Origin of the sequence: Rhodocista pekingensis, from assembly GCF_042665545.1 — a bacterium.
Classification (GTDB): domain Bacteria; phylum Pseudomonadota; class Alphaproteobacteria; order Azospirillales; family Azospirillaceae; genus Rhodocista; species Rhodocista pekingensis.
The window spans coordinates 144038-168789 of record NZ_JBHTCM010000028.1 but is presented as its reverse complement, the minus strand read 5'-3'; the positions used below and the strand labels follow the sequence as shown (position 1 = coordinate 168789).

The window sequence follows — 24752 nt, the reverse complement described above, 5'->3', positions numbered from 1 at the left end:
TCTCCATCGTGGCTTCTCTGGGGAACTGACGGGTCATCGCGGGGGCGCATCCTCCACCCGTACCGGGCCGCGTCCGCCGGTGTCCTGGACCCAGGCGCGCAGCCCGGTCTGGGTGTTGTCGTGCAGATGCAGGGGACCGCCCAGCCGGTTCGTCACCAGCACGCCCTTGGGATGGCTGGAGACGATCCTGTTGCCGGCGATCTCCGCCCGGTTCTCGGCATGCTCCGGCGCCCGCGGGTCGCGGATCTCCAGCGCCAGCCCGATGGCGTCGCTGTTGCCGCCACGGTCGTGATAGAGCGTGTTGCCGGTGATCCCGATCACCCCGCCCTGCGGGATGTCGATGAGGCGGGAATAGGTCGCGCCGCGCCCGTCCAGCGTATTGCCCTCCAGCACGGTCCGGCGGGCCCGGCTCTTGATGTAGTGGCCCTCGTTGCGTTCGCCCGTGAAGCTGCTGGAGCGGACCACCAGCCGCTCCGGGCAGCCGCCCAGATGGTCGCAGGAAGAGTAGATGTTGTGGCCGAGATCCGCTCCCGGCCGGCCGATCCGGTCGAAGCGGCTGTCCTCGATCAGGGTGTCGCCGCGTTCCCCGGTGATCAGCACGCCCATCTCCGCGTCCGCGCAGTCGAGCCGCCGGATCACCAGATCGCGCCCCCGTTCGTTGAAGCGGACACAGGCGCCGTTCCCCCCGACCGCCACCTCGGCGACGGACAGGTCCTCCAGGGTCACGCCGCTCGCCTTGACCACGATCGTGGCCTTGGACTCCGCGACCGCCCGGCGGAAGCGCACCGTTCCCGGCGTCCGTGCCCGGACGGTCACGCCGTCGGCGGTGATCACCATGGGTTCGTAATAGGTGCCCGGCGGAATCTCGATCACGCTGCCGGGTGCCGCCTCCGCTGCCGCCCGGGCCGGGCTGAAGAAGGTCGGGTCGCGCCCGTCCCCGCCATCGGGCCGGTACAGCCAGACATTTCCCGCCGCCCGGGGATAGGCGACGAAGATGTCCGCCGCGGGCAGGTGGAAGAAGCGGGAATAGACGTGGGACTGCGGCGGCGGCCCGTCCTCCGGCGTATGGTCGCGCACGCTTCCCGTCTCTGGATCGATGCTGTGCATACGGCGGTCGCCGCTCCAGAGCCACAGGAGTCCGGCACGGTAGACAAGGCCGCCGGCCACGTTCAGATAGCCGGGAAGCTGCGCGATCACGCTGCGGACGGCACCGCTGGAGAGATCGACGGCCAGCAGGCTGCTCCCCGCCAGCAGGAACAGCTCCCCCCGGTCGGGCGCCAGTACGGCACTCCCGGCTCCCAGCCAGGGCAGTTCCGCCACCGGATGCAGGCGCCCGCCGGGCACGTCCAGCGCCACGAGGCGGGTCCAGCCGATCAGATACCAGCGCTTCGCCACCGGGTCGTAGGCGGACTTGATCTCCCCGGGCGACTGCCGGTCCGCGACGACGGTGGACCAGCGCCGGGTCGCCGGATCGAAGCGGTGGACTGCGTTGTCCGGGCAGTAGCTGTAGCCGTAGGAGCCGGCGACGTAGAGGATACCGTCGATCACCGCCATCCCGTCATAGGTATGGGTGCTCCGCGGGGCAGCGGGATCGGCGGGGCGGCCGGCGGTGTCGGTGGCAAGCTGGCGGGGGCAGGGCGGGTCCGTCGGGTCCGGCGCCAGCGCCGTCGGCATGGTCAGCCGCTCCCAGGCCAGCCGCTCCAGGTCGAAGCGGTAGACCTCGTTGCCGGAATAATCTGTGTGACCGCCGCCATGGAAGTACCAGAACCGGCCGCCGTCCCAGGCGGCCCCGCTGTAGGCGTCGATCGCGGCGTCCGAGCCCATCACCCCGCCGTCGAGCGGCGCCTGGTCGCGCGGCAGCAGCACGCTACGGGCGGAGGTGGCGGGGATTTCCGCCCAGTGGCCCGGCGCCGGCCGGTGCGCCAGCAGGGCGGAGAGGTCGGGCGGCTCCGCCCGCGCCGGAACCGCCGCAACGCAGAGGAGCAGGGCTAGGATCGTCCGCACGCAGGCCGTCATCGGGGGGAATCCTCCAGCAGCGGGGCAGGCCCGGCGGCCGCCGCACCGGCCGCCGGACCGGACAGGTGGCGCAGGCTGCGCAGGAAGGGGGCGATCCGGGCGAACTGTTCCGCCCGGCTGAACCCGGCTGCGGCGCCGGGCGGGGTCGGCGGGATGCCGGTGCGCCGCTTCTGCGCCAGCCAGAGGCGGAGCTGTGCCGCGATCGCCCCGACGCTCTCGCCCAGGATGCCGGCGCCGCGCTCGCGCAGGAGGGAGTCCGGCACGCCGCCCGCCAGCCCCAGCAGCAGCACCGGACGGCGGGCGCCGAGATACTCGAAGAACTTGCCGGGGACGTTGCCGTCCTCCCGCGGGTCGGGCCACTGCATCAGCAGCAGCACGTCCGCCGCCCGCTGGATCGCCACGGACTGCCGGTGCGGCACGGCGGGCAGGACCGTGACGCTGCCCAGGACGCCGTGCCGCTCTGCCAGCGGCCGCACCATCGCCGGGTCGGTGCCGTAGAACACCACCCGGACGGACGGCGCGTCGTCCCCCAGCGCGGCGATGGCGGCGAACAGGGGGGAGGGGTCGCGGCGGCCGGGATAGATGCCCCCGGTATAGACGATGGTCAGGACCGGTCCCGGTGGGGTCGGCAGGGGTTCGTCCGCGCCGTCCGTGCCGTCCGCGTCGTAGCCGTTGCAGACGACCTCCACCGGCCTGCCGAAGCGGCGCCGGTAGGCCGCGGCCCAAGGTTCGGAAACGGTGACGATCCCGGCCGCGCGGCCCAGCACCTGCCGCTCCAGCAGCCGGTCCAGCGCCAGACGCCAGCCCGGCGGCGGATAGTAGGGGTCGTCGGACCAGCGGTCGCGCATCTCGCAGACCAGCGGGGCGCCGGTGTGCCGGCTCAGGGCCAGCCCCGCCAGCAGGCCGGTGAAAGGCGGGGCGGTGGCATAGACCACGTCCGGATGCCAGCCGCGCACCAGCGCCTTTCCCGCCCGGACGGCCCCGGGCAGCCAGCCGATGCGGCTGTCCGGCAGGTTGGTGGCATGCTGGTAGACCTCTCCCGCCCAGCGCCGCAGCCGCCGGGCCGGCCCCGGTGCCGATGGAACGGCCGGCGCCTCCGCCGGGGGGCCCCCGGCAGCCCCCGGCCGTCCGCCCGACCGGCGGAGAAGCCGCTCCGGCAGGTCGTTCACGTCCCACCAGGGGGCGCGGGCGACGCGCGCTTCCGGCACCATGGGGTCCAGCGTGGCGGGACAGGGCAGGCCCGCCGCCGTCAGCACCCGGACATCGTGGCCCTCCGCCAGCAGCGCCTCGGCCATCCGCCCGATCCGCACGGCGGCGATCGTGTTCGCCGGCGGGAAGTACCAGGACACCAGAAGGATGCGCAGGGAACCGGTCATCGCATCGGGGCTCCTGTCGGAGAGGGCGTCCGTCGCGGAGATCATCAGGCCGCCGCGCGCAGCAGGGGGCTGGCGGGGGAAGCAGCCGCCGACCGGCCGGCGTCCGCCTGGATCGCCCCGGCGATGACCAGGATCGCCGCCACGTTGTAGACCAGGTCGAAGAACGCCAGATTCTGGAAGGCGCCGGAGACCGCATAGGCGACGAGGCTGACCTGCGCCATGCGGGCGAGGTCGCGCAACCATACCTGCTCCGGATCGCCACGGGCGCGGCGGACGATCTGTTCGGCCTTCAGCCAGCAGGCCAGCCCGAAGGCGGCGAACAGGCCCAGGCCGACGAAGCCGTGATCGCCCAGCACCTCGAAATAGACGCTGTGGTAGGCACGCACGCGCATCGCGTCGGGCACGTAGGCGCGCAGGCGCTCCTCGTCGAGGTAGGAGTGGAAGCCGCCGCCCAGGACCGGCCGCTCCAGCGCCAGCCGGTAGCCGTACTCCCAGGCCCAGAGCCGCTCCTGCGCCGACATGTCCTGTTCGTAGGTGCGGATGGTGTTCATGCGGTCCATCCAGCTCTGCGGCACGAAGGCCAGGGCGCAGAGGCCCAGGGCCGCCATGGTCAGCAGGCCGCGCACCTTGTGCCGGGTCAGCAGCACGTAGAAGACCGCCATGGCGACCCCGCCGACGAAGGCGCCGCGCGACTGCGTGCCGATCACCGCCAGCCCGATCAGGACGATGCCGACGCCCAGGGCCCGGCGCACCGCCTTCGATGCGCTGGAGAGCTGGAGGTAGCGCGCCAGCGGCAGCGTCATCAGCAGCGCCAGCCCCAGCGCGTTGTTGTCCGCGATGAAGCTGCCGGGCGGACCCCAGACCCGGTCGGCGCCGCCGGTCAGAAGCGTGAACAGCCCGCCCTTGATGCCGTAGAACCAGAGCGACAGGACCACCATCCAGACCATGGCCTGGAGGCGCTCCCGCGTGTGCATGACGGCGATCATCAGGACGGTGAAGACCAGCATCTTCATGGACTGGTCCCACTTCACGACCGCATCGTCGGGAAACAGGGCGAAGGCCGTCGTTACCGTGATCCAGGCCATGATCAGGCCGATGGTAACGGTGATGCCGTCCACCGGTACGCGCCTGGCCTCCCGCGACAGCAGGAAGCCCAGGATCGTCGCGGTCCCGACCAGCATCGCCAGCGGCAGGCTGTAGGCGAAGCCATAGGCCAGCCGGTGCGGGTTCATGTAGGCCAGCCAGCACCACAGCAGCACGCCGATCGACGGCCGCCAGATGATGAAGGGCAGCGACAGCCCAACGCAGCCGACCAGGAACAGGTCACGCATGGCCTGCTCTCCCGGCGCCTGTCGCCTGTCCGGCCGCCGTGCCGGGGCGCGTCCCGTCAGGTGCGTCCGTCACGGGGGCCGCCGTAATAGCTTTCATAGTCGTAGCCGTAGCGGCTGCCGGCGCCGCGTTCCCCGATGACGTGGCGGCACTTGTTCAGGACCAGCGAGACCTTCGCCGGGTCGCCCAGCAGTTCCAGCGATTCCGTGACGTCCCGGCCGCGCGTGGCGTTCGCCTCGACGACGAACAGCACCTCTGCCATGTGGTCGAACAGGGCTGCCGGCAGGGTCGTCGCCAGCACCGGCGCCGTGTCGAAGATCAGGACATGGTCGGGGAACCGCCGCCCGATCTCCGCGATCAGGTCGGCCATACGCTGACTGGTCAGCAGTTCCGTGCTCAGGGCGTGCGCGGGTCCCGGCGGCAGCAGCCGCAGGCCCGGGATGCTGGTGTCGCGCACACAGGACCCAGCATCCAGGGCCGCGTCCTCCAGCAGCGAACTGAGCCCGGGCAGGTCCGGTGCCTCGACGCCCAGCAGGCGCAGCAGGGAGGGGCGCGCAAGGTCGGCATCCACCAGCACGACGCCGAGGTCGCGTTCGTTGGCGATGCTGATGGCGAGGTTCGCGGCGAGCCAGGTCTTGCCCTCCCCGGGAAGCGCACTGGTCAGCATCAGCGCCTTGCCCGCCGGGCCGCCGTTCTGGGACAGGCGCGCCAGCAGCAGGCGCTTGATCAGGCGGACCTCCTCCGCCAGCCGGGTGCGCAGCCGGTCGGGGGTGAGTACGCCGGCCGCCTGGAGCACCGTGCGGTCCAGGTCCAGGAGCCCCGGCCGCGCCGTCGGTCCGCGGCTGCCGCTGCCGGTCGTGCCGGTGCCAGTTCCGGCCGCATCGGCTCCGGAGCGGATGCCGAAATCCAGGGCGGCCGCGGCGCGCTCGATCAGCGTGGGCTCCGGCGGCAGCGGAAGGGCGAGGGATCGGTCCATGGCGGATCTTCCTGAACGGGACGGGCAGCCGGGTTCACAGGCCCAGGGCGGCAAGCGCGCGGTGCAGACCGGGGCCCGGCCCGTCCTGCATCAGCAGCCCCCAGCCGAGCGCCCCCTCCACGGCCAGCAGTCCCGCGAACCCGGCCGCCAGGACCAGCAGCAGGCCGGCGAAGGCGGCGGGTTCCAGGTGCCGGGCCCGGCCGCCGCCGTCGGGCAGGGTGAGCGACAGCGCACCCACCACGGGCACCGTGTAGTGGCTGCGGAGCTGCCGCACGCTCATGAAGGTGTCGTCCACCAGGCCGCGCAGGAACGCGGCTCCAACGCCCGCCGCGCAGCCGGCCACCAGCACGGCGGGAAACAGCAGCAGCCGGTCGGGGCCCGACGGCATCAGCGGCACCAGGGGCGCCTCGATGGTGCGGAAGGAGACCTTGCCGCCGCTCGTCTCCCGGTTCTCCGACAGCCGGGCGGATTCCCGCCGCGACAGAAGCTCCTCGTACTTCTCCTTGATGACGCCGTAGTCACGGGTGAGCTGCATCATCCCGGTCTCGATCTCCGGAACCGACCGGCGCACCCGCTCCAGCTCGGCCAGATCCTCGTCCACGCGGGCGATCCTGGCCTTCGTCGTCTGCCCCAGGGAGGCGAGGCGGATCACTTCGAGCTGGAGCTGTCCGTAGGTCGGATTGGGCAGGCTGCCGGGTGCCGTCGGGGCCGGGGCGTCGCCCCGGCTCGCCGGCATCTGCCCGGCGAGCAGCGCGTCGAGGCGGCGCCGGGCGGTCACCACGTCGGGATGCTGCTCGGTGTAGCGCGACAGCAGCTCCTGAAGGGTGTGCTGCAACTCCATGATCTGGACGTCGGCATCGGTCGGCGGGCCGCTGCCGGCGGCCCCGGCATAGAATTCCGGCACGCCGCGCATCGCCTCGCGCATGGCGTCGTGCTGCGCCTGCACGTCCTTCAGTTCGGCTTCCAGCTTCTGCTTCTGGGCGCGCGCCGCCTCGATGCGGGCCTGGAAGGTCTGACCGCCGGCCAGCAGGTCGATGTGCTCCTGCTTGAACTCCGCAAGGCGCCGCTCCGCGAGGCTCAACTGCTCTTCGTACTCTTCGATCTGCCGGTTCAGGAACCCCTGGGCGTTCTCGAAGTCGCTCCGCTTGGCGCCGAGATTGTTCTCGACGAAGACGGTCATCAGCGCATCGACCACGGCCTGGGCACGCTGCGGCGACGGGGATTCATAGGAGATGGTGAACAGGTTGGACTGGTCGGCGCGGATGCGGACTTCCTTGCGCAGGCGGCCCAGCAGGTGCTCGTGGTCCTCCGGCCTGCGCGTCTCCAGGCCCAGGTCGGCCATGGCCACGACCTTCTCCAGGTTCGGCCGGGCCAGCAGCGTCCGCCGCATCAGGTCCACCTGGCCCGCCACGTCGCTGTCCACGGCCAGCCCGCTCAGAAGCGGGCGCAGCACGTTGCCGGTATCGACATAGAGGCGGGCGAAGGACTCGTAGCGGTCGGGCAGCAGGATGACCCAGCCCCAGCCCGCCAGCCAGACGGCCAGCGCCACCCAGAGCGCCAGCCAGCGGCGGCGCCACAGCCGCGTGACCTGCTCCAGCACGATCTGGATCTGCTCGTTCAAGGATGGCCTCCCGACGGGGACAGGGGCTGCGCGCGCCTCGGAAGAAGCGCTTCAGAAGAAGCTCTGGGGGATGATGACGATGTCGCCCGGCAGCAGCGCCACGTTGGCGTCGATGTCGCCGTCGCGGACCAGCCGGTCCAGGCGGACGCGGTACTTCGACTGCCCGTCGCCCTCGGTGCGGACCAGCACGGCCTCGTCGCCGGCGGCGAACTCGCTCAGCCCGCCCACGGCGATCATGGCGTCCAGCAGGGACATGTGCGCCCGGTAGGGGATCGCCTGCGGGTTGGCGGCGGCGCCGACGACGCGGACCTGCTGCGAGAACGGGCCGACGAAGTCGCTGACGACGACGGAGACCCGCGGGTCCTGCACATAGGCACCGAGCGCTTCCTCGATGTCGCGGGCGAGAACGGTCGGCGTCTTGTCCGCCGCGACCATGTCCTCGATCAGGGGGACGGTGATCCGCCCGTCGGGACGCACCCGCACCTCCGACGACAGCTCCTGATTGCGCCAGACGACGACCCGCAGGGCATCGCCAGGGCCGATCCGGTAGTAGGGGCTGGCCGCTGCGCCGTCGATGGACGCGGGTGGCGGCTCCATCCCGCTGGCGCAGCCGGTGAGCAGGGCGAGGGCGGCGAGGCTGCCCATCAGCCGTGTGCGACGCACGTCCGACACTGTCGCTTCTCCCCTGTGAGACGCCGCCGGCGGTTCCGCTCCGGTCTTCGGCGGCGCACCTGGACGGTGCTTGTCCGGCGACTATGGCGGCGGGCCGGGGCCGGTCCAAATGGGCAGATGGCGCCGGTCCGGTCCAAGGGCGGTTCCGCGGAAGGGGTAGGGGCGCGCGGGCGGGGAGCGCCGGAATCCGGCGGATTGTCCGGTGTCGGCGGCCGGTTCCGGCCGGGGCACTCCCGGCATTACCCCTTTCTTGCGGACGATCCGCCCCTGCGCGCGGGCGACGCCCGTGGCGGCGGGGATGTACAGGAAAGCGCAGGCAAACGGTCCCGTCTCCCGATCCCTCGGGGGCGGGCAACGATGACGGACAAGGGGGGCCACGCCGGCATGCAGCCCGATACCGGTCGCCCGCCCGCCGGGGCGCGGCGTGGACAGAGCGCTCCCGCCCGCGCCGCGCTGCGCCGGCTTCTGCCGGCCGGGATCGCCCTGGCCGCCGTCATGACCGTCCCGCTTCCCCCTCCGGCCGCAGCGGCGGCGGACGTCCCGGCGGGCTACCGCATCGGTCCGGGCGACGGGCTGGAGGTCGAGGTCTGGCGGCAGCCCGACCTGTCCACCGCCGTCACGGTCCGGCCGGACGGCTTCGTCACCCTGCCGCTGGTGGAGGACCGGCCGGCCGCCGGCCGCACGCCGGAGGAGCTTGCCCGCGCGCTGGAGGAGGCCCTGGCCGCCTATGTGCAGGAGCCGCGGGTCAGCGTCCGCGTCGTCGCCCTGGTCGGCGATCCCACGCAGCAGGTCCGTGTCGTCGGTGCGGGCGTGGCGCGGCCGCAAGCGCTGCCCTTCCGCGAGGGGATGACGCTTCTCGACGTCGTCGGCGCCATCGGCGGCCTGGGGCCCCGCGCCAGCGGCAACGCTGCGGAGATCCGTCGGCGGGAGGACGGCCGCACGGTGGTCGTCCCGGTCCGGCTGGCCGACCTGACGGAACGCGGCGACCTGGGCGCCGACCGGCCCCTCAGGCCCGGTGACGTGGTGGTGGTTCCCGCCGGCTTCCTCAGCGGCGACTGGCGGCTGGAGCAGGAGGGGCGGGTCACGCTCTCCTACACCGACAATGTCCGGCTGGCCCCGTCCGGGCAGCGGGACCCGGCCCTGATCGCGCAGGTGCAGCCCGTCGTCCGGCTGTCCGGGGACAGCGCGCGTCTGGTCGGGGCGTTGGAGGGCTCGCTCGCCCTGCGGCAGCGGCTGCTCCACGACTCCGACCTGGAGGTCGTGCCGCTGCTGGAGGCCAACAGCACGGCCGAACTGGTGGAGCGGACCCTGTTCCTGGATGCGGGGGCCAGCCTGCGCGAACAGTCGGACAGCCGGGACGATGCGGAGTCCGTGGTCGAAGGCAACGGCCGGAACCTGGGGCAGGTCCGCACGGTCTCCCTCAGCCCCTACCTGATCAACCGCTTCGGGCGGGTGGCGACCTCGACCGTCCGCTACACGGCCGGCCATGTCTCCGGCGAGACCGACGCTCTGGAAGACTCGCTGTTCCAGGAACTGTCGGCGCGGCTGGCCGCCGGCCCGTCCTTCCGGCGGTTGCGCTGGAGCCTGGACGGCCGCGCCTCCGTGCTGGAGCGTTCGGGCCGCGAGGACCAGACGCGCTACGAAGCGGAGGCATCCCTTGAGTATGCCCTGTCGCCGCGGCTCGATCTGCTGGGCAGCATCGGCTACGAGGATTTCGACGATGCGGACAGCGGCTTCAGCGGGGGGACCTGGCTGGCGGGCCTGCGGCTGGCCCCCCTGGCGAGGACGACGCTCTACGCCGCGGTGGGCCGGCAGGACGGGGACGATACCGCCCGCCTCGCCCTGGACTGGTCGCCGGGCGCCACCACCACCCTGTCGTTGAGCTACGATGAGACGGTGGACACGGGACAGGGCCGCCTGCTGCGTGCGATCCGCCCCCTCGATCCCGGCGCTCCGGGCGGCTTCCGGCCGGAAACCGGCCTGCCCGGTCAGGTGACCCTGACCGATGCGGCGACGCGGCTGGAGAGCTGGCGCCTCGCCGTCAGCACCCGGCAGGGCCGCACCTCGCTCTCGCTCTCCGGCCAGATCGTGGAGGAACGGGCGCTGTCCGGGGCCGGCCTGGACGAGCGGGACCGGGAAGTCCGGACCGACATCGCCCATGCCCTGAGCCCCCGCACCACCCTGACCGCCTCCGCCGCCTACGAGCAGACCCGGGAGCGGGGCGGCCTGCCGTCGGAGGACTGGCGGGTGCGGGTCCTTCTCGGCGTGCAGGTCCGCCTGTCCGAAGACCTGCTGGCCAGCCTCGGCTACGCCTGGCAGAAGCGCGACAGTGACCTGCCCGAGCGCGACTTCCGGGAGAACGGCCTGGTGCTGGGCCTGCGGATGCGGTTCTAGCGGGTCAGGGCGGCGAACAGGCCCGGCAGCCGTTCCGGCAGGCGGCGGACATGGTCGATCACCGTGTAGCCGTTGATGCCGAAGATGCGGGCGACATAGCGGTCGGCCAGCGGGTCCAGCGTCAGGCAGAAGGGACGGATGCCCTGGGCGCGCAGTTCCTCCACCGCCCGGCGGGCGTCCTGGCGCAGATGCTGCGGGTCGCGCTCGTCCACGTCGGCCGGCTCGCCGTCGGTGACCACCAGCAGCAGGCGGTGCGCCTCGGGGCGACGGCCCAGATGGTGCGCGGCGTGGCGCAGCGCCGTGCCCAGGCGGGTCGAAAGCCCGCCCTCCAGCCCGGCCAGCCGGCTCCGGGCGTCGCCGTCGAACCGCTGCTCGAAGTCCTTGATCCGGTAGTAGCGGACATCCTGCCGCCCGTCGGAGGCGAAGCCGTGGATGGCGAAGGGATCGCCGATGCCGGAGACGGCCGTCGCCAGCAGGGTGCAGGCGTCGCGGGTCAGCTCCAGGATCGTGGTGTCGCCGCCGCGCACGGGATCGTTGGTCGAGGCCGACAGGTCGAGCAGGACCAGCACGGCGAGGTCGCGCCGGTGCAGGACGGAGCGGCGGGTGATGCGGCTGTCGGGCTGGAGCCCGGCGCGCAGCATCACCATGGCGTCCACGGCGGGGCCGATGTCCAGCTCGTCGCCGTCATCCAGGCGCCGGCGCCGCTCCACGCCCTGCGGCCGCAGCCGGTCCACGATCCGGCGCACCTGCGCCGTCACGCCCCGGTGCCGCTCCAGCACCGCGTCGATGGTGGCGGGATCGCCCCGGGCCGGGCGGTGCTCGCGCAGCGTCACCCAGTCGGGCCGGTAGTGCTGCCCGCGGTCGTCCCATTCCGGGTAGCGGACGGGATCGGAGACGGGCGGCCGGCCCTCCCGCTCGTTGAAGGAGATGCCGTCATCCTCATAGGGGAACAGCTCGGTTCCCAGGACCCAGATCTCCTGCGCGTCCTCCCCGGCATTCTCGACGTCGGTCTCGTTGATGAACTCCATCAGGCCGACGCGGCGGCGCACCTGTCCCGACGCCTCCTCTCCGCCCGCCGGATCGGCGAATGTCTCGAACGCCTCCGCCGTCCAGAGCAGGTGGTTGTCGTCGCGGTAGGCGAGGCGGTGACTCTCCAGGATTCGCAGGCTGGGCAGCAGCCGGCGCGCCGAGAGAAGATCGTGCAGGTCATGGCCCAGGGTGAGGGCGAGCGTCTCCTCCGCCCCCGGCTGGCCGGCTCCGGCATGGAAGCGGTCGACCAGGGCGTCGAGTGCGGCATCGCCGGTGCGCCGGGCGGGGTCCAGCAGGGCGCGGGCCGCGGCCTCCACCAGATCCATGCCGGGATGGCCGGGGAAGGGAGGCAGGTTCGCGGCCAGCAGCGGCGCCCAGAGGCGGCGCAGGCCGGGGAAGCGGGCCAGGGCCTCCCGCTCGACCCGGGCATCCTCCACCAGCCCGACCATGAAGCGGGCGGCCGGGGCGGACCCGTCCACCGGCAGCGGCCGGCGCCGGTAGAGCAGATGGGCTGCCATGTGCGCCGCCATGGCGCGCAGCACGTCCAGCCCGCCCAGACCGCCGGCCGCGTCCACCGCGTCCGGCAGGTGCAGGGCGCCGGCATCGACGAAGGGGCGGAAGCCGGGGCTGTCGGATGCCGCCGGCCGCAGCCGGAAGTCGCGGCCCCAGAGGGCGCGCAGGAAGGCGCTCAGCCGGCGCTGGCTGTCCACGAACTGCGTGCCGCGCCGTTCCCGTTGCAGCACCGACCGGCTTTCCGGCGAGGTGAGGCCGAAATAGGCGACCTGCGCCGCCACGTCGCCGCGGTGGGTCTCGGCCCCGAACTCCACCCAGCGGCGCAGGCCGGAGAGCGTGAGCCGGCCCAGCAGCTCGTCCAGCACCCCCAGCATCGGGCGCAGGCCGCGCGGTGCCCGCGCCGCCAGCCGGTGCAGGACCTGCATGTAGGCGGCCAGCAGGTCGGCGTCGCCCAGCCGGGCCGCGGCCGTCGGCAGGGTGGCGAAGACCAGTTCCAGAACCTCGCCCGAGGTCATGGAGGCCAGCTTCATCGCGGCATGCCGGCAGTCGCCCACCGCATCCTCGCCGCAGTCGCGGGCAACCTGCGGCATCGCCGCCAGATAGGCCGCGGGCAGACGGCTGCCCCGGCCCAGGCGGGCCAGCGCCAGGGCACCTTCCAGATAGTCGCGCCGGCCGGCCGGGGACATGAGGCGCGACATCTCGTGCAGGGGGACGGCGAGCGTACCCGCCAGATCCGGCGCGGCCGCGACCAGCTCCCGCCGGAGGTCCTCAAGGTCGGTGGACATGGAACGTCGATCCTCGGGCTGCGGTCGGCCGGTCAGCCGAACAGGGTGTCGATGGCGGCGTCGAGCGTGTCCTGCATGTCGGGATCGTCGGTCAGGGGCCTGACCAGCGCCATGCGACAGGAGTCGGCGGGGGGGATGCCCTGCACGATCAGGCGCCCGGCATAGATCAGCAGGCGGGTGGAGATGCCCTCGTCCAGCCCGTGACCCTTCAGGTTGCGGGAGCGGTGGGCCATCTGCACCAGCTTCGCCGCCAGGGCGGGGGCGACGCCGGATTCATGCGCGACGATCTCGGCCTCGATCTCCGGCAGGGGATAGTCGAAGGCCATGGCCCCGAAGCGCTGCCGCGTGGACGGCTTCAGCTCCTTGTTCAGGCTCTGGTAACCGGGGTTGTAGCTGATCACCATCTGGAAGTCGGGATGGGCGGCCACCAGCTCGCCCTTCTTGTCCAGGGGCAGCATGCGGCGATGGTCGGTCAGGGAGTGGATGACCACCAGCGTGTCCTGCCGGGTCTCCACCACCTCGTCCAGGTAGCAGATGGCACCGATGCGGGCCGCCACCGTCAGCGGCCCGTCCTGCCAGCGGGTGCCGTTCAGGTCCAGCAGGAAGCGCCCGACCAGGTCGGCCGCCGTCATGTCCTCGTTGCAGGCGACGGTGATCAGCGGCCGGTCAAGCCGCCAGGCCATGTGCTCGACGAAGCGGGACTTCCCGCAGCCCGTCGGGCCCTTCAGGATCAGCGGCATGCGGGCGGCGTAGGCGGCCTCGTACAGCTCCGTCTCGTTGCCGACCGGGCGGTAGTAGGGCATCGCCGCGACCCGGTACTGCGCGGCGTCGATCTCGCTCATGGATGTCATCCTCGGGAAAGGGCGGCAGGGACGGGGCCGGCGGCGGAATGGGGGAGACCGCCGGCCCCTGCGGGCAGGGCGACGCGCGCCGGATCAGCGCGCCACCGCTGCCCGGTGGACGACCATGCTGGTGCCCTGGCTCTGCTTGATGTTGTCGTAGCCGATCAGGCGGATGTGGTGGCCGGGGTTGGCCTGCCGGCACGCCTCGATCTCGGACAGGACGCGGTCGACATCCGTCTCACCGAACAGCGGCAGCTTCCACATGTACCAGTAGTGGCTGGCGGCATGCTCGGGTTCGGTGTGCTCCAGGGCCGGGTTCCAGCCCTTGGCGACGATGTATTCCACCTGACGGCGGATCTGCGCCGCATCCAGCGGCGGCAGGTAGGAGAAGGTGCCGAGCTTACGGCTGCCCGGATCGGAAAGACGGGAAGGATAGTCCTGCATCACGCTCATGGTCGGGATCTCCGGTTCTGGAAGGGCGGGGTCAGCGGTGGACGACGTCGAGCTTGTCCACCACGTCGAACTCGAAGCGGACCTCCTTCCAGGTCTCCATCGCCATCTTCAGCTCGGGGCTGTGGCGGGCGGCGGCGGTCAGGATGTCCTTGCCCTCGCGCTCGACGTCGCGACCCTGGTTGCGCGCCTCGACGCAGGCTTCCAGTGCCACGCGGTTGGCGCAGGCACCGGCGGCATTGCCCCAGGGATGGCCCAGCGTGCCGCCGCCGAACTGGAAGACGGCATCGTCACCGAAGATCGAGAGCAGCGCCGGCATGTGCCAGACATGGATGCCGCCCGAGGCGACCGGCATGACCGGCGCCATGTGGCCCCATTCCTGGTCGAAGAAGAGGCCGCGGCTGCGATCCTCCTTCACATGGCGCTCGCGCATCAGGTCCACCCAGCCGAGCGTCGCCTCGCGGTCGCCCTCCAGCTTGCCGACGACGGTGCCGGAATGCAGGTGGTCGCCGCCCAGCAGGCGCAGCAGCTTCGCCAGGACCCGGAAGTTGATGCCGTGCCGCGGGTTGCGGTCGATGACGCCGTGCATGGCGCGGTGGACGTGCAGCAGCATCCCGTTGTTGCGGCACCAGCGCGACAGGCTGGAATGGGCCGCCCAGCCGATCGTCAGGTAGTCGCTCATGATGATCGGCGAGCCGATCTCCTTGGCGTACTCGGCCCGGCGGTAGATCTCCTCCATGTTGGGGGCGGTGACGTTCAGGTAGTGGCCCTTGCGCTCGCCGGTCTCCGCCTCGGCCTTCTCGATCGCCTCCTGGCAGAACAGGAAGCGGTCGCGCCAGCGCATGAAGGGCTGGGAGTTGACGTTCTCGTCGTCCTTGGTGAAATCCAGGCCGCCGCGCAGGCATTCATAGACCGCCCGGCCGTAGTTCTTCGCCGACAGGCCGAGCTTCGGCTTGATCGTGCAGCCCAGGAGCGGGCGGCCGTACTTGTCCAGCTTGTCGCGCTCGACCTGGATGCCGTGGGGCGGGCCGTCGCAGGTGGTGACGAACCAGAGCGGGAAGCGCACATCCTCCAGCCGCAGGGACCGCACCGCCTTGAAGCCGAAGACGTTGCCGACCAGCGAGGTGAAGACGTTGACGATGGAGCCTTCCTCGAACAGGCCCATCGGATAGGCGACGAAGGCATAGAACGCCTCGTCGTCGCCCGGCACGTCCTCGATCGCGTAGGCCCGGCCCTTGTAGTAGTCGAGGTCCGTCAGCAGGTCGGTCCAGACCGTGGTCCAGGTCGCGGTGGAGGATTCGGCGCAGACGGCCGCCGCGGCTTCTTCGCGCGGGACCCCCGGCTGCGGGACCACCTTGAAGCAGGCCAGGATGTCGCTGTCCTTCGGCGTGTAATTCGGGTCCCAGTAGGTCTCGCGGTACTCTCTGACGCCTGCCTGATAGGTCTTGCCCATCCTGTGCTCCTCTTGTCCCAGGTCCCGCCACTGCCGGCCTCGGTGGCGACCGGGGCAGCGGCGTTGTTGCGGCTTGACCCTAGAGGAGCGGGAATATAGATAAAAACTAATATATCTAATCGTCAGTATTTACTCCTGTTTATTGACGGCCGGATGGTGGGACCCCTGTCATGCATCTGACCCTTCAGCAGCTCCGCCTGTTCGAGGCGGTGGCGAGGCACCGGAGCTTCACCCGCGCCGCGGAAGAACTGCATCTGACCCAGCCGGCGGTCTCCATCCAGATCCGCCGGCTGGAGGAGAATGCGGGGGCGCCCCTGATCGAGCATCTGGGCAAGCGCTTCTTCCTGACCCCGGCGGGCGAGGCGATGTACGCCACGGCCTGCGACGTCCTGACACGGCTGAGGTCGCTGGACGACGAACTGGACGAGCTGGCCGACACGCTGCGCGGCCCGCTGCGGCTGGCCGTGGCGACGACGGCCAAGTATTTCACGCCGCACCTGCTGGGCCGCTTCGTGGCGGACCATCCGGCGGTGGTGCCGCGGCTGGTCGTCACGAACCGGGCGCGGCTGATCCAGCGGCTGGGCGAGAATCTGGACGATTTCGTCATCATGGGGCAGGTGCCCGACGACCTGCCCCTGGTCGCGCACCCGATCATCGAGAACCGCCTGGTCGTGGTCGCGCATCCGCAGCACGCCTGTGCGGACCGGGCGGGCCTTTTGCTGCCGGACCTGGCCGGGGAGCGCTGGCTGATGCGCGAGCCGGGGTCCGGCACGCGCACGTCCTTCGAGCGGGAGCTGGCGGGGCAGGGCCTGAGCATCGAGCCCTACATGGAGCTGGGCAGCACCGAGGCGATCAAGCAGGCGGTGATGGCGGGGCTGGGGCTGTCGGTGCTGCCGATGCACAGCATCGAGCTGGAACTGGCCGCGCACCGGCTGGTGATCCTGGACATCGCCGGTTTCCCGCTGTGCCGTCGCTGGAATGCCGTGCATCTCCAGGGCAAGACGCTGTCCCGCGCGGCGCGGAGCTTCCTCCAGTTCCTGAGGGAGACGGCGGATGCGCCGTTCGGGACCATCCCGGCGGCACTGCACCCGCTGCCGGCGTGACGGACGGGCGGAGGAGAGACGACATGCAGGCAGGAGATCACGGAACCCCCGGAGCGGGCTGGATGCCGGAGCCGCCCGCCGGCTGGCTGGCGCGACTGGAAGGCTACGCCTGGACACGGCCCTCCGAGGGCTGCTCCGACGCCGCCGTGTTCCGGCTGGACGCGCCCGGACGGCCGGCCCTCTACGTCAAGACGGAGCCCGTGGAGCCCTTTGCGGAACTGCCCGGAGAGGTGGCGCGGCTGCGCTGGCTGGCCGGGCAGGGCATTCCCTGTCCGGCGGTGCTGGCCGCCGTCGAGGAGGCGGGGCGGCACTGGCTGCTGATGTCGGCCCTGCCGGGCCATGTTCTGGAGGATGCGCCGGATCTCGACACCGGCCGCCGGATCGCCCTCTATGCCGGAGCCCTCCGCGCCCTGCACGCGCTGGACGTCGCCGCCTGTCCCTTCGACCAGCGGATCGGCGGGCGGATCGAGCAGGCCGCGGCGCGGGTCGCCGCCGGTCTGGTGGACGAGGAGGATTTCGACCCGGTGCGGCAGGGCCGGAGCGCGGCCGATCTCCTGGCCGAACTGCGGGCACGGCGCCCGGTGCGGGAGGACCTGGTCGTGACGCATGGAGACGCCTGTCCGGACAATCTGATGGTCGAAGGCCCCATGGTCGAAGGGGGGCGCTTCGCCGGCTTCATCGACTGCGGCCGGCTGGGGGTGGCCGACCGCCACCAGGACCTCGCGCTGGCCTGCCGCAGCATCGCGGACGACTGGGGCGAGGCGTGGATCGAGCCCTTCCTGGCGCAGTACGGCCGTGCGGCCGATCCCGACCGCCTGGACTACTACTGCCTGCTCGACGAGTTCTTCTGACCGGCTTCCGCCCTGTCCGGAACGCGGCCGGCGAGGATGCGGCGGAAGAGGGCGAGCTGCCCGGCCGTCGTCGCCTCCCAGCCGAAGCGCTCCGCATGGGCGCGGGTGGCGGCGCGCGGCGGCGGGGCGGCCAGAAGGGCGCGCGCGGCCGCTGCGATGGCGGCGGGCGTCCGGTCCGGCAGCAGGGAGCCGGCGGCGGGCGTGATGACCAGCTCCGACGCCCCGCCCACGTCCGAGGCGATGACCGGCGTGCCGCAGGCCATCGCCTCCAGCAGCACGTTGGCGCAGCCCTCGCTGGCGGAGGCCAGCACCAGGGCATCGGCGGCGTTGTACGCCCCCGGCATGGCGGCGTGCGGCAGGGCGCCCAGCAGGCGCACCCGCTCCGCCAGCCCCAGCTCCGCCGCCAGCCGGCGCAGCCTGTCCTCCTCCGGCCCCTTGCCGGCGATGGCGAGGGTGACGCCCGGCAGGTCCGTCAGGGCCCGGATGACGCGGTCGTGGCCCTTGCCGGCGACGAGATTGCCCGCGGACAGCAGGAGCGGCCCGGACAGGCCGAGCGCCCGGCGGGCCGCGGCCCGGTCGGACGGGCTGAACTGCCGCAGATCGACGCCGTTGCGCAGCACCAGCGGATCGGGGGCGGCAGGGGCGAGGTCGCGCAGCCTGTCGCGCAGGGGGCCGGCGACGGCGATCAGCCCGTCCGCCCGCTCCGCCGCCCGGCGGATCAGCCGGCGCGGCAGCGCCAGGGTCGGGAAGTGGTTGATGTCGGTGCCGCGGGCCGTGACCGTGACCGGCAGGCCCAGTGCCCGTCCCAGCAGCACGGCCGCGACCCCGTCCGGATAGAAGTAGTGGGCGTCGATCAGGTCGAAGTGCCGCCCCTGACGGATCAGGCCGCGGAGGAACGGCAGCAGGGCGGCGGCCATCAGTCCGGGCGACAGGGCCGTGCCGACCTTCGGCAGCGCCGGGAAGCGGGGATGCAGCACCTCGATCCCGTGGCGGAACTCCCGCGCCGGCACCCGCGCCAGCGCGCCGTAGCGCCCGAACCGCGGGGAGGCCAGGGGGAACCAGGGCACCGGGGCCACCACGGTGGCCTGGACCTCCCCCGTGGCGCAGAGCTGGCGCAGCCGGTTCTCCACGAAGACGCCGAAGCCCGGCTGCTCCCGGTTGGGATAGAGGCTGCTGAAGGTCAGCAGCCGGATCGGCGCCGCGCGGTCCGGGGCGGACGCGATCTCCGCGAGCGCCGTCACCGCGACGTCTCCAGGAGGGGGCGTTCCGCCGGCAGCAGGCGCGCGACCAGCCCCTCATAGGCGGCCAGCATGCGGTCCAGCCCGTACCGGGCGGCGACGTGCCGGCGGTTCTCCGCCCCGGCCGCGGCGCGGCGGTCCGCGTCGTCAGCCAGCCGCAGCACTGCCGCGGCCAGCGCCGCCTCGTCGGTCTTCGGCACCACCAGCGGCCGGGCGGCGGCGGGCAGCATGGCGGCGATGTCCCCGACATCGACGGACGCCACCGCCCGCCCGGCCGCCATGGCCTGGAGCAGGGCGTTGGGCATCTGTTCGGTGTCGGAGGTGATGACGAACACGTCGATCAGGCCCAGCACCGTCTCCACCCGCTCGACATTTCCGGCGAACAGGATGCGGGCGGCGATGCCCAGCTCCGCCGCCAGCCGCTCCAGACCGGGCCGCTCCGGCCCGTCGCCGACGATCAGCAGGCGCAGGTCGCGCTCCCGCGGCAGGGCCGCGAAGACGCGCAGGAGCCGGCCCAGGTTCTTCTCCGGCCGCAGTGGCGCCACCGTCCCCACCACCACCGCTCCCGGTTCCACGGCCAGCCGGCGGGCAAGGTCCGTGTCGGCGGGGGCGGAGAAGCGGGCGCAGTCGATGCCGTTGGGGATGTGCAGCAGCGTCCGCGCTGGCACCCGCCAGCTATCGCGGGCGATGCCCAGCAGCCGGTGCGACGGCACGACCACCCCGTCGGCCCGCGCCAACGCCAGCCGGCGCAGCAGGTCCCGGCGGGGAAGCCGTCCGTCCGCCTCCTCCGGACCGAAGCCGCTTTCCAGGTGCAGGTGGGCGGACCGGCGGCGCAGCGTGTTCGCCAGCGCCCATTCCACGGCCCCCCAGTTGTAGGTCAGCAGCAGGTCGGGCCGGAGGTCCCGCAGCTCCGCCCCGATCCGCCGCAGACTGCCGGCGATCCCGTAGCGCGGCAGGGTGAGGGGACGCAGCTCCAGAGGCACGTCCGGCGCGATGCGGGAGGCGGCGTCGAACCGGCCGTCCAGGGCCACCACCGTATGCCGTGCCCGGCGGCCCAGATGGTTCATCACCGTGGCGATGCGGATGGGCACACCGCCGATGCCGAAGCTCGGGAAGATGTGGACGAGGTGCGGCGGCAGCGCCGGGATCGTGCCGTGCATGGTCACTCGGCCGCCAGTGCGGGTGCGGGCGCCGCCCCGACCCGGCGCAGGAAGCCGTCGAACATGACCAGCGCCCAGAGGGCTGCGCTGTGGTCGGAGAGGCCCGACAGATGCTCGTCCGCCAGCGTGCGCAGCGTCCGCATCTCGAACAGGCCGCTGTCCGCCAGCACCTCCCCGGTCACGGCGGCGCGCATCCGCTCCCGCAGGGGGCCGCGGAACCACTGCGCCAGCGGCACCGCGAAACCCATCTTCGGCCGGTACATGACGTCGTGCGGCAGATACGGCTCCATCGCCTTCTTCAGCAGGACCTTGCCCTCGCCGCCGCGCAGCCTGAGGGAGGCCGGCAGGGTCGCCGCCCATTCCAGCAGCTCATGGTCCAGCAGCGGCTCGCGCACCTCCAGCGCGTGGGCCATGCTGGCGCGGTCCACCTTGGTCAGGATGTCGCCGGGCAGATAGGTCATCAGGTCGGCGTACTGGACCTGCGCCAGCGGATCGTCCGCCGGCGCCGATGCCATGGCGCCCCGGATCACCTCGGCGGCGTCGTAGCCCTGGAGTTCCGCGCGGAAGGGCCGGGCGAACAGGCGCCCGCGCACCGATGCCGGCAGCACGGAGACGGTGTGGAAATAGGCGTCCGCCGTGTCGCGGGCCAGCGCCTGCAACGTGGTCCTGGCGCGCAGGGGCCGCGGCGCCCAGTCCAGCTTGGGATAGAGCCCGCCCAGAAGGCCGAACAGCGGGCCGCGCAGGGAGGGCGGCAGACGGCTCCGTACCCGCTCCTCGGCGGCGTGCCAGCGGTAGCGGCGATAGCCGGCGAAGACCTCGTCACCGCCATCGCCCGACAGCGCCACGGTGACGTGGCGCTTCGCCAGGGCGCAGACCCGGTAGGTCGGGATGGCCGAGCTGTCCGCGAACGGCTCGTCATAGAGGCCGGCCAGTCGGTCCACCAGGTCGAAATCGTCCGCGGCGACGCGCTGGACATGGTGCGCCGCCCCGTAGCGCCGGGCCACCGCCTCGGCATGGTGCAGCTCGTCATAGGCGGCGACGTCGAAGCCGATGGAGCAGGCGTCCACCGGCTTGCCGGGTTCCAGCCCCGCCATCAGGGCGACCACGGCACTGCTGTCCACCCCGCCGGAGAGGAAGGCGCCCAGCGGCACCTCCGACACCAGCCGGATGCGGATGGCCTCGCGCAGGCGCTCCGTCAGCTCGGCCGCCGCGTCGCGCTCCGTCAGGGTGCAGGTCGCCGCGAAACGGACGTCCCAGTAGCGCCGCGGCGCCGGAATCGGGGCATCGCGGCGGAGCGTCAGGGTGTGCGCCGGCGGCAGCTTGCGCACGGCCTGGAAGATGCTGCGCGGGTCGGGCACGTAGCCGAAGGCGAAGTAGTCCTCCACCGCGCGGGCATCGAGCGCCCGCGGCAGGCCGGGGTGGCAGAGCAGGGCCTTCAGCTCGGAGCCGAAGAGCACGGTCCCGCCCGCCAACTCGGCGTAATAGAGGGGCTTCACGCCCAGCCGGTCGCGCGCCAGGAACAGGGTGCGGTCGCGGGCGTCCCACAGGGCGAAGGCGAACATGCCGCGGAACCGCTCGACGCAGCGCTCGCCCCATTCCTCCCAGGCGTGGACGATCACCTCCGTGTCGCAGCGGGTGCGGAAGACGTGCCCGGCGGCGGTCAGCTCGGCGATCAGGTCGGGGAAATTATAGATCTCCCCGTTGAAGACGACGCAGACGCTGCCGTCCTCGTTGAACAGGGGCTGGTGCCCGGCGGCGATGTCGATGATCGAGAGGCGCCGGTGCCCGAGCCCGATGCCGGGCGCCACATGGACCGTGCCGGCGTCCGGCCCGCGGTGGGCGACGCTGTCGTTCATCCGGTGCAGCAGCGCGCGGTCCACCGGCGCCTCGCCGGAGCGGTGGAAGATGCCGACGATTCCGCACATGCTGGTCTGTCCTCTTCTTGCCTCGGACCCGGCGTCAGCCGAGGTCGCGGGCGATCCAGGGGCCGATCGTGTTGGCGAGCGGCAGCGGCAGGCGCCGCCATGCTGCCACCAGCAGCCGGTACCGGGGATTGGTGGGGTTGGTCTGCGGCCGCTCCGCGCGGCCGAACAGGCGGTATTCGTAGGCGAGCGGGGCCGGTTCGAAACCCCAGTTCTTCTTGAAGGCGAAGGCGCCGGTTCCCCGCTTGCTGCGGCCGAAGTCGAAGACCCGGTAGCCGCGGGCGGCGGCGCGGGCCATCACCTCCCAGTACATCCGGTCGTTGGCGCCGCTGGTCCGCGCGGCACGGGTCCCGCCGCCGTAGTAGGGCAGCACCTCGTCCCGGAAACGGAAGTTCAGCACCGCCGCCACGGCCTGCCGCCCGTCATGCACGGAGACCACGTCGCAGTCGCCGGGGAAGGCGTCGCGCAGGGCGCGGAACCAGCGCCGGGGAAAGACAGGCGTGCCCAGGTTGCGCACGCTCTCGGCATAGATCCGGTGCAGCAGGTCCACATCGTCGTCCGCGCGGGCGGTCAGCCCGTTCTCCAGCGACTTGCGCACGACCGCCCGCTGCTTGCGCGGGATCGCCTTCAGGTTCCTCTCCGGATCCTCGTGCAGGGTGCGCCGGAAGCTGGCGTAGAGCGTATCCTCGCAGGGCCAGTCCGGCCGTTCCCGCCCGCGCAGCCGGTATTCCAGCATCCCCGCGCCCAGCCGGCAGGCGAGGTCGAGCGCGGCCGTGTCCAGGGCGTCCCGTGCCGCCCCGTCCCGGCAGGCCGGGCCGCCAAGCACGGCGAAGGCGTTGGACAGGAGCGCATTGCCGAACAGGGGGCTGCGGATGTGGGTCAGCGGCAGCACGCCCCGGATGCCGCGCGCATCCTCGGCATAGAGGAAGTGGCAGCGGTGTCCGAACGCGCCCTCAATGGCGCGTTTCCAGCCGGTCCTGTGGAAGAAGGTCGCCTCGGGCGTCGTCTCGACGAAGCGGTCCCAGGCGGCGACGGTCGCCCTGTCGTCCAGGTCGAGCACGCGGACGACGGGGGGCGGCGTCTCCGCCGGCCTCAGTCGGTCGGGAAGATACGGTCCATCCGGTCCCATGCGAATCTCCCCAGCATCTTCACAAGGCGGCCGCGCATGGCGGACAGGTTCACGGAATGGCGGAAGCGCGCCTTGGCGGAGGCGCCGGCGGGGCGCGGCTGGCCCGGGTCGATCTCCCAGGGGTGGAAGTAGAAGACGCAGCGGCCGAGCTGCCGCGCCGCCTTGCGGAAGGCGAGGTCGGAGACGGTCAGCGGCAGCAGCCGGAAATAGCCGCCGCCGGAGCAGGGCAGGTTCCGGCCCAGAACCCGGCAGGTGGTCGGCGGGATCTCCAGCAGGGCGCCGCCGGCGACCCGGTAGGGTGTGCGCGGCGCGTCGGGCGAGCCGTAATGGTCGTGCCGCACCGGGTAGACGCTGGAACTGTAGCGGTGGCCCTCCTCCGCCAGCACCTCGTGCGCCCAGGGCGTGTGCGCACCGATGGAGAAGCTGGGCGCGCGATAGCCCGTCACCGCCACGCCCCCGATGTCTTCCAGCAGCCGCTTTGCCCGGCGCACGTCGGCGCGGAAGCGGAAGGCGTCCAGCTCGTGCAGCGGGTGGTGCGCATGGCCGTGGCTGGCCAGTTCATGCCCTTCCGCCACGATGCGGCGGATCAGGGACGGGTGGCGCTCCGCCACCCAGCCGAGCGTGAAGAAGGTGGCCCGCGTGCCGTGCCGGGCGAACAGGTCCAGCACGGCGTGCGTGTTCGTCTCCACCCGCCGCGGCCGGCCCTCCCAGGTCGCGCGGTCGATGAAGGGGGCGAAGGCCTGGACCTGGAACCAGTCCTCCACATCCACGCTCATGGCGTGCGCCCCGGCCGCGGCGGAGGCCGGCAGCCGCGCGTCGTCGGGACCGGGCAGGATTTCGGCGACGCTCACGGGCGGCCTCCCATGCGGCTGCGGAAATGGACCAGGGTCTGCTGCGGCGCTTCCGGCAGGCGCGGCGCTGTCATGGCGGGGGCGGGCAGTTCGGCTTCCAGCTCGCGGGCGGCCTGGGCGACATCCGCCGCCGTCAGCCGCCGCCGCTCCAGCAGGGCGAGCAGCAGCAGCCGGTCGCACAGCCGGTTGATCCGCCGCGGCACCCCGCCGGAGGCGGCATGGACCACGTCCAGCGCCTCGGGCTCCAGCAGCGCGTCCGTCTCCGGCCGGCCGGCCACGGCCAGACGGTGGGCCACGTAGCGCCGGGTGTCCTCCGCATCCAGCGGCACCAGATGGTGGGCCGCGGCGATGCGCTGGCGGAGCTGTTCCAGCGCCGGTCGGGCCAGGAGCGTGCGGAGCTGCGGCTGCCCGACCAGCAGGCATTGCAGCAGGGGCGTGGGGCCGGCCTGGAGGTTGGTCAGGATGCGCAGCTCCTCCAGCGCCTCGGGCGACAGGTTCTGCGCCTCGTCCACGATCAGCAGGGCGCCCAGCGCCTCCGGCCGGCGCAGCGCCCCGTCGAGGCGGGCATGCAGCTCCGTCTGGTCGCCGCTGCGGTCCAGGCCGAAGGAGCCCGCGGTCATCCGCAGGGCGCCGAGGGCGTCGAGGCGCGGGGCGTTGAAACGGCCGACCTTGCGCCGGCCGGTGAGGCTGCCGCCCAGCAGATGGTCCAGCAGCATGGTCTTGCCGGCCCCGATCTCCCCCGTGAGCACAGCGAAGCCCTGGCGCTTGCACAGCGCGAAGCCGAGATAGGCCAGCGCACGCTGGTGCGGCACGGCCGCATAGAAGAACCGCGCATCGGGCGCCATCTCGAACGGCGGCAGGTCGAGCTTCAGGTGCTCGTCATCCATGAGGAACGCGGCCCCCTCCCGCGGCGACGCCCTGTGCCGGGCGCTCAAGATCCCGGCGGAGGGTCGCATCGGGGGCGGGCAGGGTGAAGGCGCTCTTTGGGCGACGGCTGGCACCCCGACGTGTACCCCTTTTTAGCGGACATCCGGGGCATGGC

Annotated in this window: 19 protein-coding genes; 3 read left to right on the top strand and 16 right to left on the bottom strand. The window is 72.4% G+C overall.

From position 1 onward, the window contains the following. Positions 1-33: 33 nt before the first annotated feature. The 6 genes from ACFQPS_RS19270 to ACFQPS_RS19245 are packed head-to-tail and all read right to left on the bottom strand — an operon-like array spanning position 34 to position 7990. Positions 34-2016, bottom strand: a complete 1983-nt coding sequence (locus ACFQPS_RS19270; protein ID WP_377360864.1) for a hypothetical protein — start codon at positions 2014-2016, stop codon at positions 34-36. Beyond that, on the bottom strand, positions 2013-3392 hold the full coding sequence (locus tag ACFQPS_RS19265; RefSeq protein WP_377360862.1) for a glycosyltransferase: 1380 nt from the start codon (positions 3390-3392) through the stop codon (positions 2013-2015). Before ACFQPS_RS19265 ends, ACFQPS_RS19270 begins: the two co-directional genes overlap by 4 nt. A 44-nt stretch (positions 3393-3436) precedes the next feature. After that, positions 3437-4723, bottom strand: a complete 1287-nt coding sequence (locus ACFQPS_RS19260; protein ID WP_377360860.1) for a putative O-glycosylation ligase, exosortase A system-associated — start codon at positions 4721-4723, stop codon at positions 3437-3439. 56 nt (positions 4724-4779) lie between these two features. Then, positions 4780-5697: a P-loop NTPase family protein gene (locus ACFQPS_RS19255; RefSeq protein WP_377360858.1), complete on the bottom strand. Its 918-nt coding sequence runs from the start codon at positions 5695-5697 to the stop codon at positions 4780-4782. A gap of 34 nt (positions 5698-5731) precedes the next feature. After that, positions 5732-7318: an XrtA system polysaccharide chain length determinant gene (locus ACFQPS_RS19250; RefSeq protein ID WP_377360856.1), complete on the bottom strand. Its 1587-nt coding sequence runs from the start codon at positions 7316-7318 to the stop codon at positions 5732-5734. Between the two features lie 51 nt (positions 7319-7369). Then, complete coding sequence (locus ACFQPS_RS19245; protein WP_377360854.1) at positions 7370-7990, bottom strand: XrtA/PEP-CTERM system exopolysaccharide export protein; 621 nt, start codon at positions 7988-7990, stop codon at positions 7370-7372. Positions 7991-8347: 357 nt separating this feature from the next. Between ACFQPS_RS19245 and ACFQPS_RS19240 the strand changes: the two genes are divergently transcribed. Beyond that, positions 8348-10384 (top strand): TIGR03016 family PEP-CTERM system-associated outer membrane protein, encoded by a 2037-nt coding sequence (locus ACFQPS_RS19240; RefSeq protein ID WP_377360852.1) that lies wholly within the window; start codon positions 8348-8350, stop codon positions 10382-10384. Here ACFQPS_RS19240 and ACFQPS_RS19235 read toward each other — a convergent pair. The 4 genes from ACFQPS_RS19235 to ACFQPS_RS19220 form a co-directional block, all read right to left on the bottom strand. Then, positions 10381-12711, bottom strand: a complete 2331-nt coding sequence (locus tag ACFQPS_RS19235; protein WP_377360850.1) for a VWA domain-containing protein — start codon at positions 12709-12711, stop codon at positions 10381-10383. The genes ACFQPS_RS19240 and ACFQPS_RS19235 overlap by 4 nt on opposite strands. A gap of 32 nt (positions 12712-12743) precedes the next feature. After that, entirely contained in the window at positions 12744-13553 is an 810-nt protein-coding gene (locus ACFQPS_RS19230) for a CbbQ/NirQ/NorQ/GpvN family protein (protein ID WP_377360848.1), read from the bottom strand. 93 nt (positions 13554-13646) lie between these two features. Next, on the bottom strand, positions 13647-14006 hold the full coding sequence (locus ACFQPS_RS19225; protein ID WP_377360846.1) for a ribulose bisphosphate carboxylase small subunit: 360 nt from the start codon (positions 14004-14006) through the stop codon (positions 13647-13649). 31 nt (positions 14007-14037) lie between these two features. After that, positions 14038-15456, bottom strand: coding sequence for a form I ribulose bisphosphate carboxylase large subunit (locus ACFQPS_RS19220; RefSeq protein WP_377360844.1), 1419 nt, complete (start codon positions 15454-15456; stop codon positions 14038-14040). A 170-nt stretch (positions 15457-15626) separates the two neighbouring features. Here ACFQPS_RS19220 and ACFQPS_RS19215 point away from each other — a divergent pair, with 170 nt between their 5' ends. Next, the gene (locus ACFQPS_RS19215; RefSeq protein WP_377360842.1) at positions 15627-16559 is read left to right on the top strand and encodes a LysR family transcriptional regulator; all 933 of its coding nucleotides are present in this window, start codon (positions 15627-15629) and stop codon (positions 16557-16559) included. 62 nt (positions 16560-16621) lie between these two features. Then, the gene (locus ACFQPS_RS19210; protein ID WP_377361077.1) at positions 16622-17410 is read left to right on the top strand and encodes an APH(3') family aminoglycoside O-phosphotransferase; all 789 of its coding nucleotides are present in this window, start codon (positions 16622-16624) and stop codon (positions 17408-17410) included. On the opposite strand, the gene ACFQPS_RS19205 is transcribed toward ACFQPS_RS19210, so the two are convergent. From ACFQPS_RS19205 to ACFQPS_RS19180, 6 genes are read right to left on the bottom strand one after another with little or no spacing between them, the layout of a single operon-like run. Next, positions 17383-18651 (bottom strand): glycosyltransferase, encoded by a 1269-nt coding sequence (locus ACFQPS_RS19205; protein ID WP_377360840.1) that lies wholly within the window; start codon positions 18649-18651, stop codon positions 17383-17385. The two genes, ACFQPS_RS19210 and ACFQPS_RS19205, sit on opposite strands and share 28 nt — an antisense overlap. After that, positions 18648-19808: a glycosyltransferase gene (locus tag ACFQPS_RS19200; protein ID WP_377360838.1), complete on the bottom strand. Its 1161-nt coding sequence runs from the start codon at positions 19806-19808 to the stop codon at positions 18648-18650. The genes ACFQPS_RS19205 and ACFQPS_RS19200 overlap by 4 nt, the downstream gene beginning before the upstream one ends. 2 nt (positions 19809-19810) lie before the next feature. Further along, on the bottom strand, positions 19811-21733 hold the full coding sequence (locus ACFQPS_RS19195) for an XrtA/PEP-CTERM system amidotransferase (protein ID WP_377360836.1): 1923 nt from the start codon (positions 21731-21733) through the stop codon (positions 19811-19813). Between the two features lie 34 nt (positions 21734-21767). Beyond that, complete coding sequence (locus ACFQPS_RS19190; protein ID WP_377360834.1) at positions 21768-22859, bottom strand: FemAB family XrtA/PEP-CTERM system-associated protein; 1092 nt, start codon at positions 22857-22859, stop codon at positions 21768-21770. Further along, complete coding sequence (locus ACFQPS_RS19185) at positions 22823-23710, bottom strand: XrtA system polysaccharide deacetylase (RefSeq protein ID WP_377360832.1); 888 nt, start codon at positions 23708-23710, stop codon at positions 22823-22825. The genes ACFQPS_RS19190 and ACFQPS_RS19185 overlap by 37 nt, the downstream gene beginning before the upstream one ends. Then, a complete protein-coding gene (locus tag ACFQPS_RS19180) occupies positions 23707-24597 on the bottom strand; it encodes an ExeA family protein (protein WP_377360831.1) in 891 nt (296 codons plus the stop codon). The genes ACFQPS_RS19185 and ACFQPS_RS19180 overlap by 4 nt, the downstream gene beginning before the upstream one ends. Positions 24598-24752 lie beyond the last annotated feature (155 nt).

Bases quoted from the DNA above. Each gene is read 5' to 3' on its own strand.
- ACFQPS_RS19270 (WP_377360864.1), bottom strand. From the start codon at position 2,016: ATGACGGCCTGCGTGCGGACGATCCTAGCCCTGCTCCTCTGCGTTGCG.
- ACFQPS_RS19265 (WP_377360862.1), bottom strand. From the start codon at position 3,392: ATGACCGGTTCCCTGCGCATCCTTCTGGTGTCCTGGTACTTCCCGCCG.
- ACFQPS_RS19260 (WP_377360860.1), bottom strand. From the start codon at position 4,723: ATGCGTGACCTGTTCCTGGTCGGCTGCGTTGGGCTGTCGCTGCCCTTC.
- ACFQPS_RS19255 (WP_377360858.1), bottom strand. From the start codon at position 5,697: ATGGACCGATCCCTCGCCCTTCCGCTGCCGCCGGAGCCCACGCTGATC.
- ACFQPS_RS19240 (WP_377360852.1), top strand. From the start codon at position 8,348: ATGACGGACAAGGGGGGCCACGCCGGCATGCAGCCCGATACCGGTCGC.
- ACFQPS_RS19235 (WP_377360850.1), bottom strand. From the start codon at position 12,711: ATGTCCACCGACCTTGAGGACCTCCGGCGGGAGCTGGTCGCGGCCGCG.
- ACFQPS_RS19230 (WP_377360848.1), bottom strand. From the start codon at position 13,553: ATGAGCGAGATCGACGCCGCGCAGTACCGGGTCGCGGCGATGCCCTAC.
- ACFQPS_RS19225 (WP_377360846.1), bottom strand. From the start codon at position 14,006: ATGAGCGTGATGCAGGACTATCCTTCCCGTCTTTCCGATCCGGGCAGC.
- ACFQPS_RS19220 (WP_377360844.1), bottom strand. From the start codon at position 15,456: ATGGGCAAGACCTATCAGGCAGGCGTCAGAGAGTACCGCGAGACCTAC.
- ACFQPS_RS19215 (WP_377360842.1), top strand. From the start codon at position 15,627: ATGCATCTGACCCTTCAGCAGCTCCGCCTGTTCGAGGCGGTGGCGAGG.
- ACFQPS_RS19210 (WP_377361077.1), top strand. From the start codon at position 16,622: ATGCCGGAGCCGCCCGCCGGCTGGCTGGCGCGACTGGAAGGCTACGCC.
- ACFQPS_RS19200 (WP_377360838.1), bottom strand. From the start codon at position 19,808: ATGCACGGCACGATCCCGGCGCTGCCGCCGCACCTCGTCCACATCTTC.
- ACFQPS_RS19195 (WP_377360836.1), bottom strand. From the start codon at position 21,733: ATGTGCGGAATCGTCGGCATCTTCCACCGCTCCGGCGAGGCGCCGGTG.
- ACFQPS_RS19190 (WP_377360834.1), bottom strand. From the start codon at position 22,859: ATGGGACCGGATGGACCGTATCTTCCCGACCGACTGAGGCCGGCGGAG.
- ACFQPS_RS19180 (WP_377360831.1), bottom strand. From the start codon at position 24,597: ATGGATGACGAGCACCTGAAGCTCGACCTGCCGCCGTTCGAGATGGCG.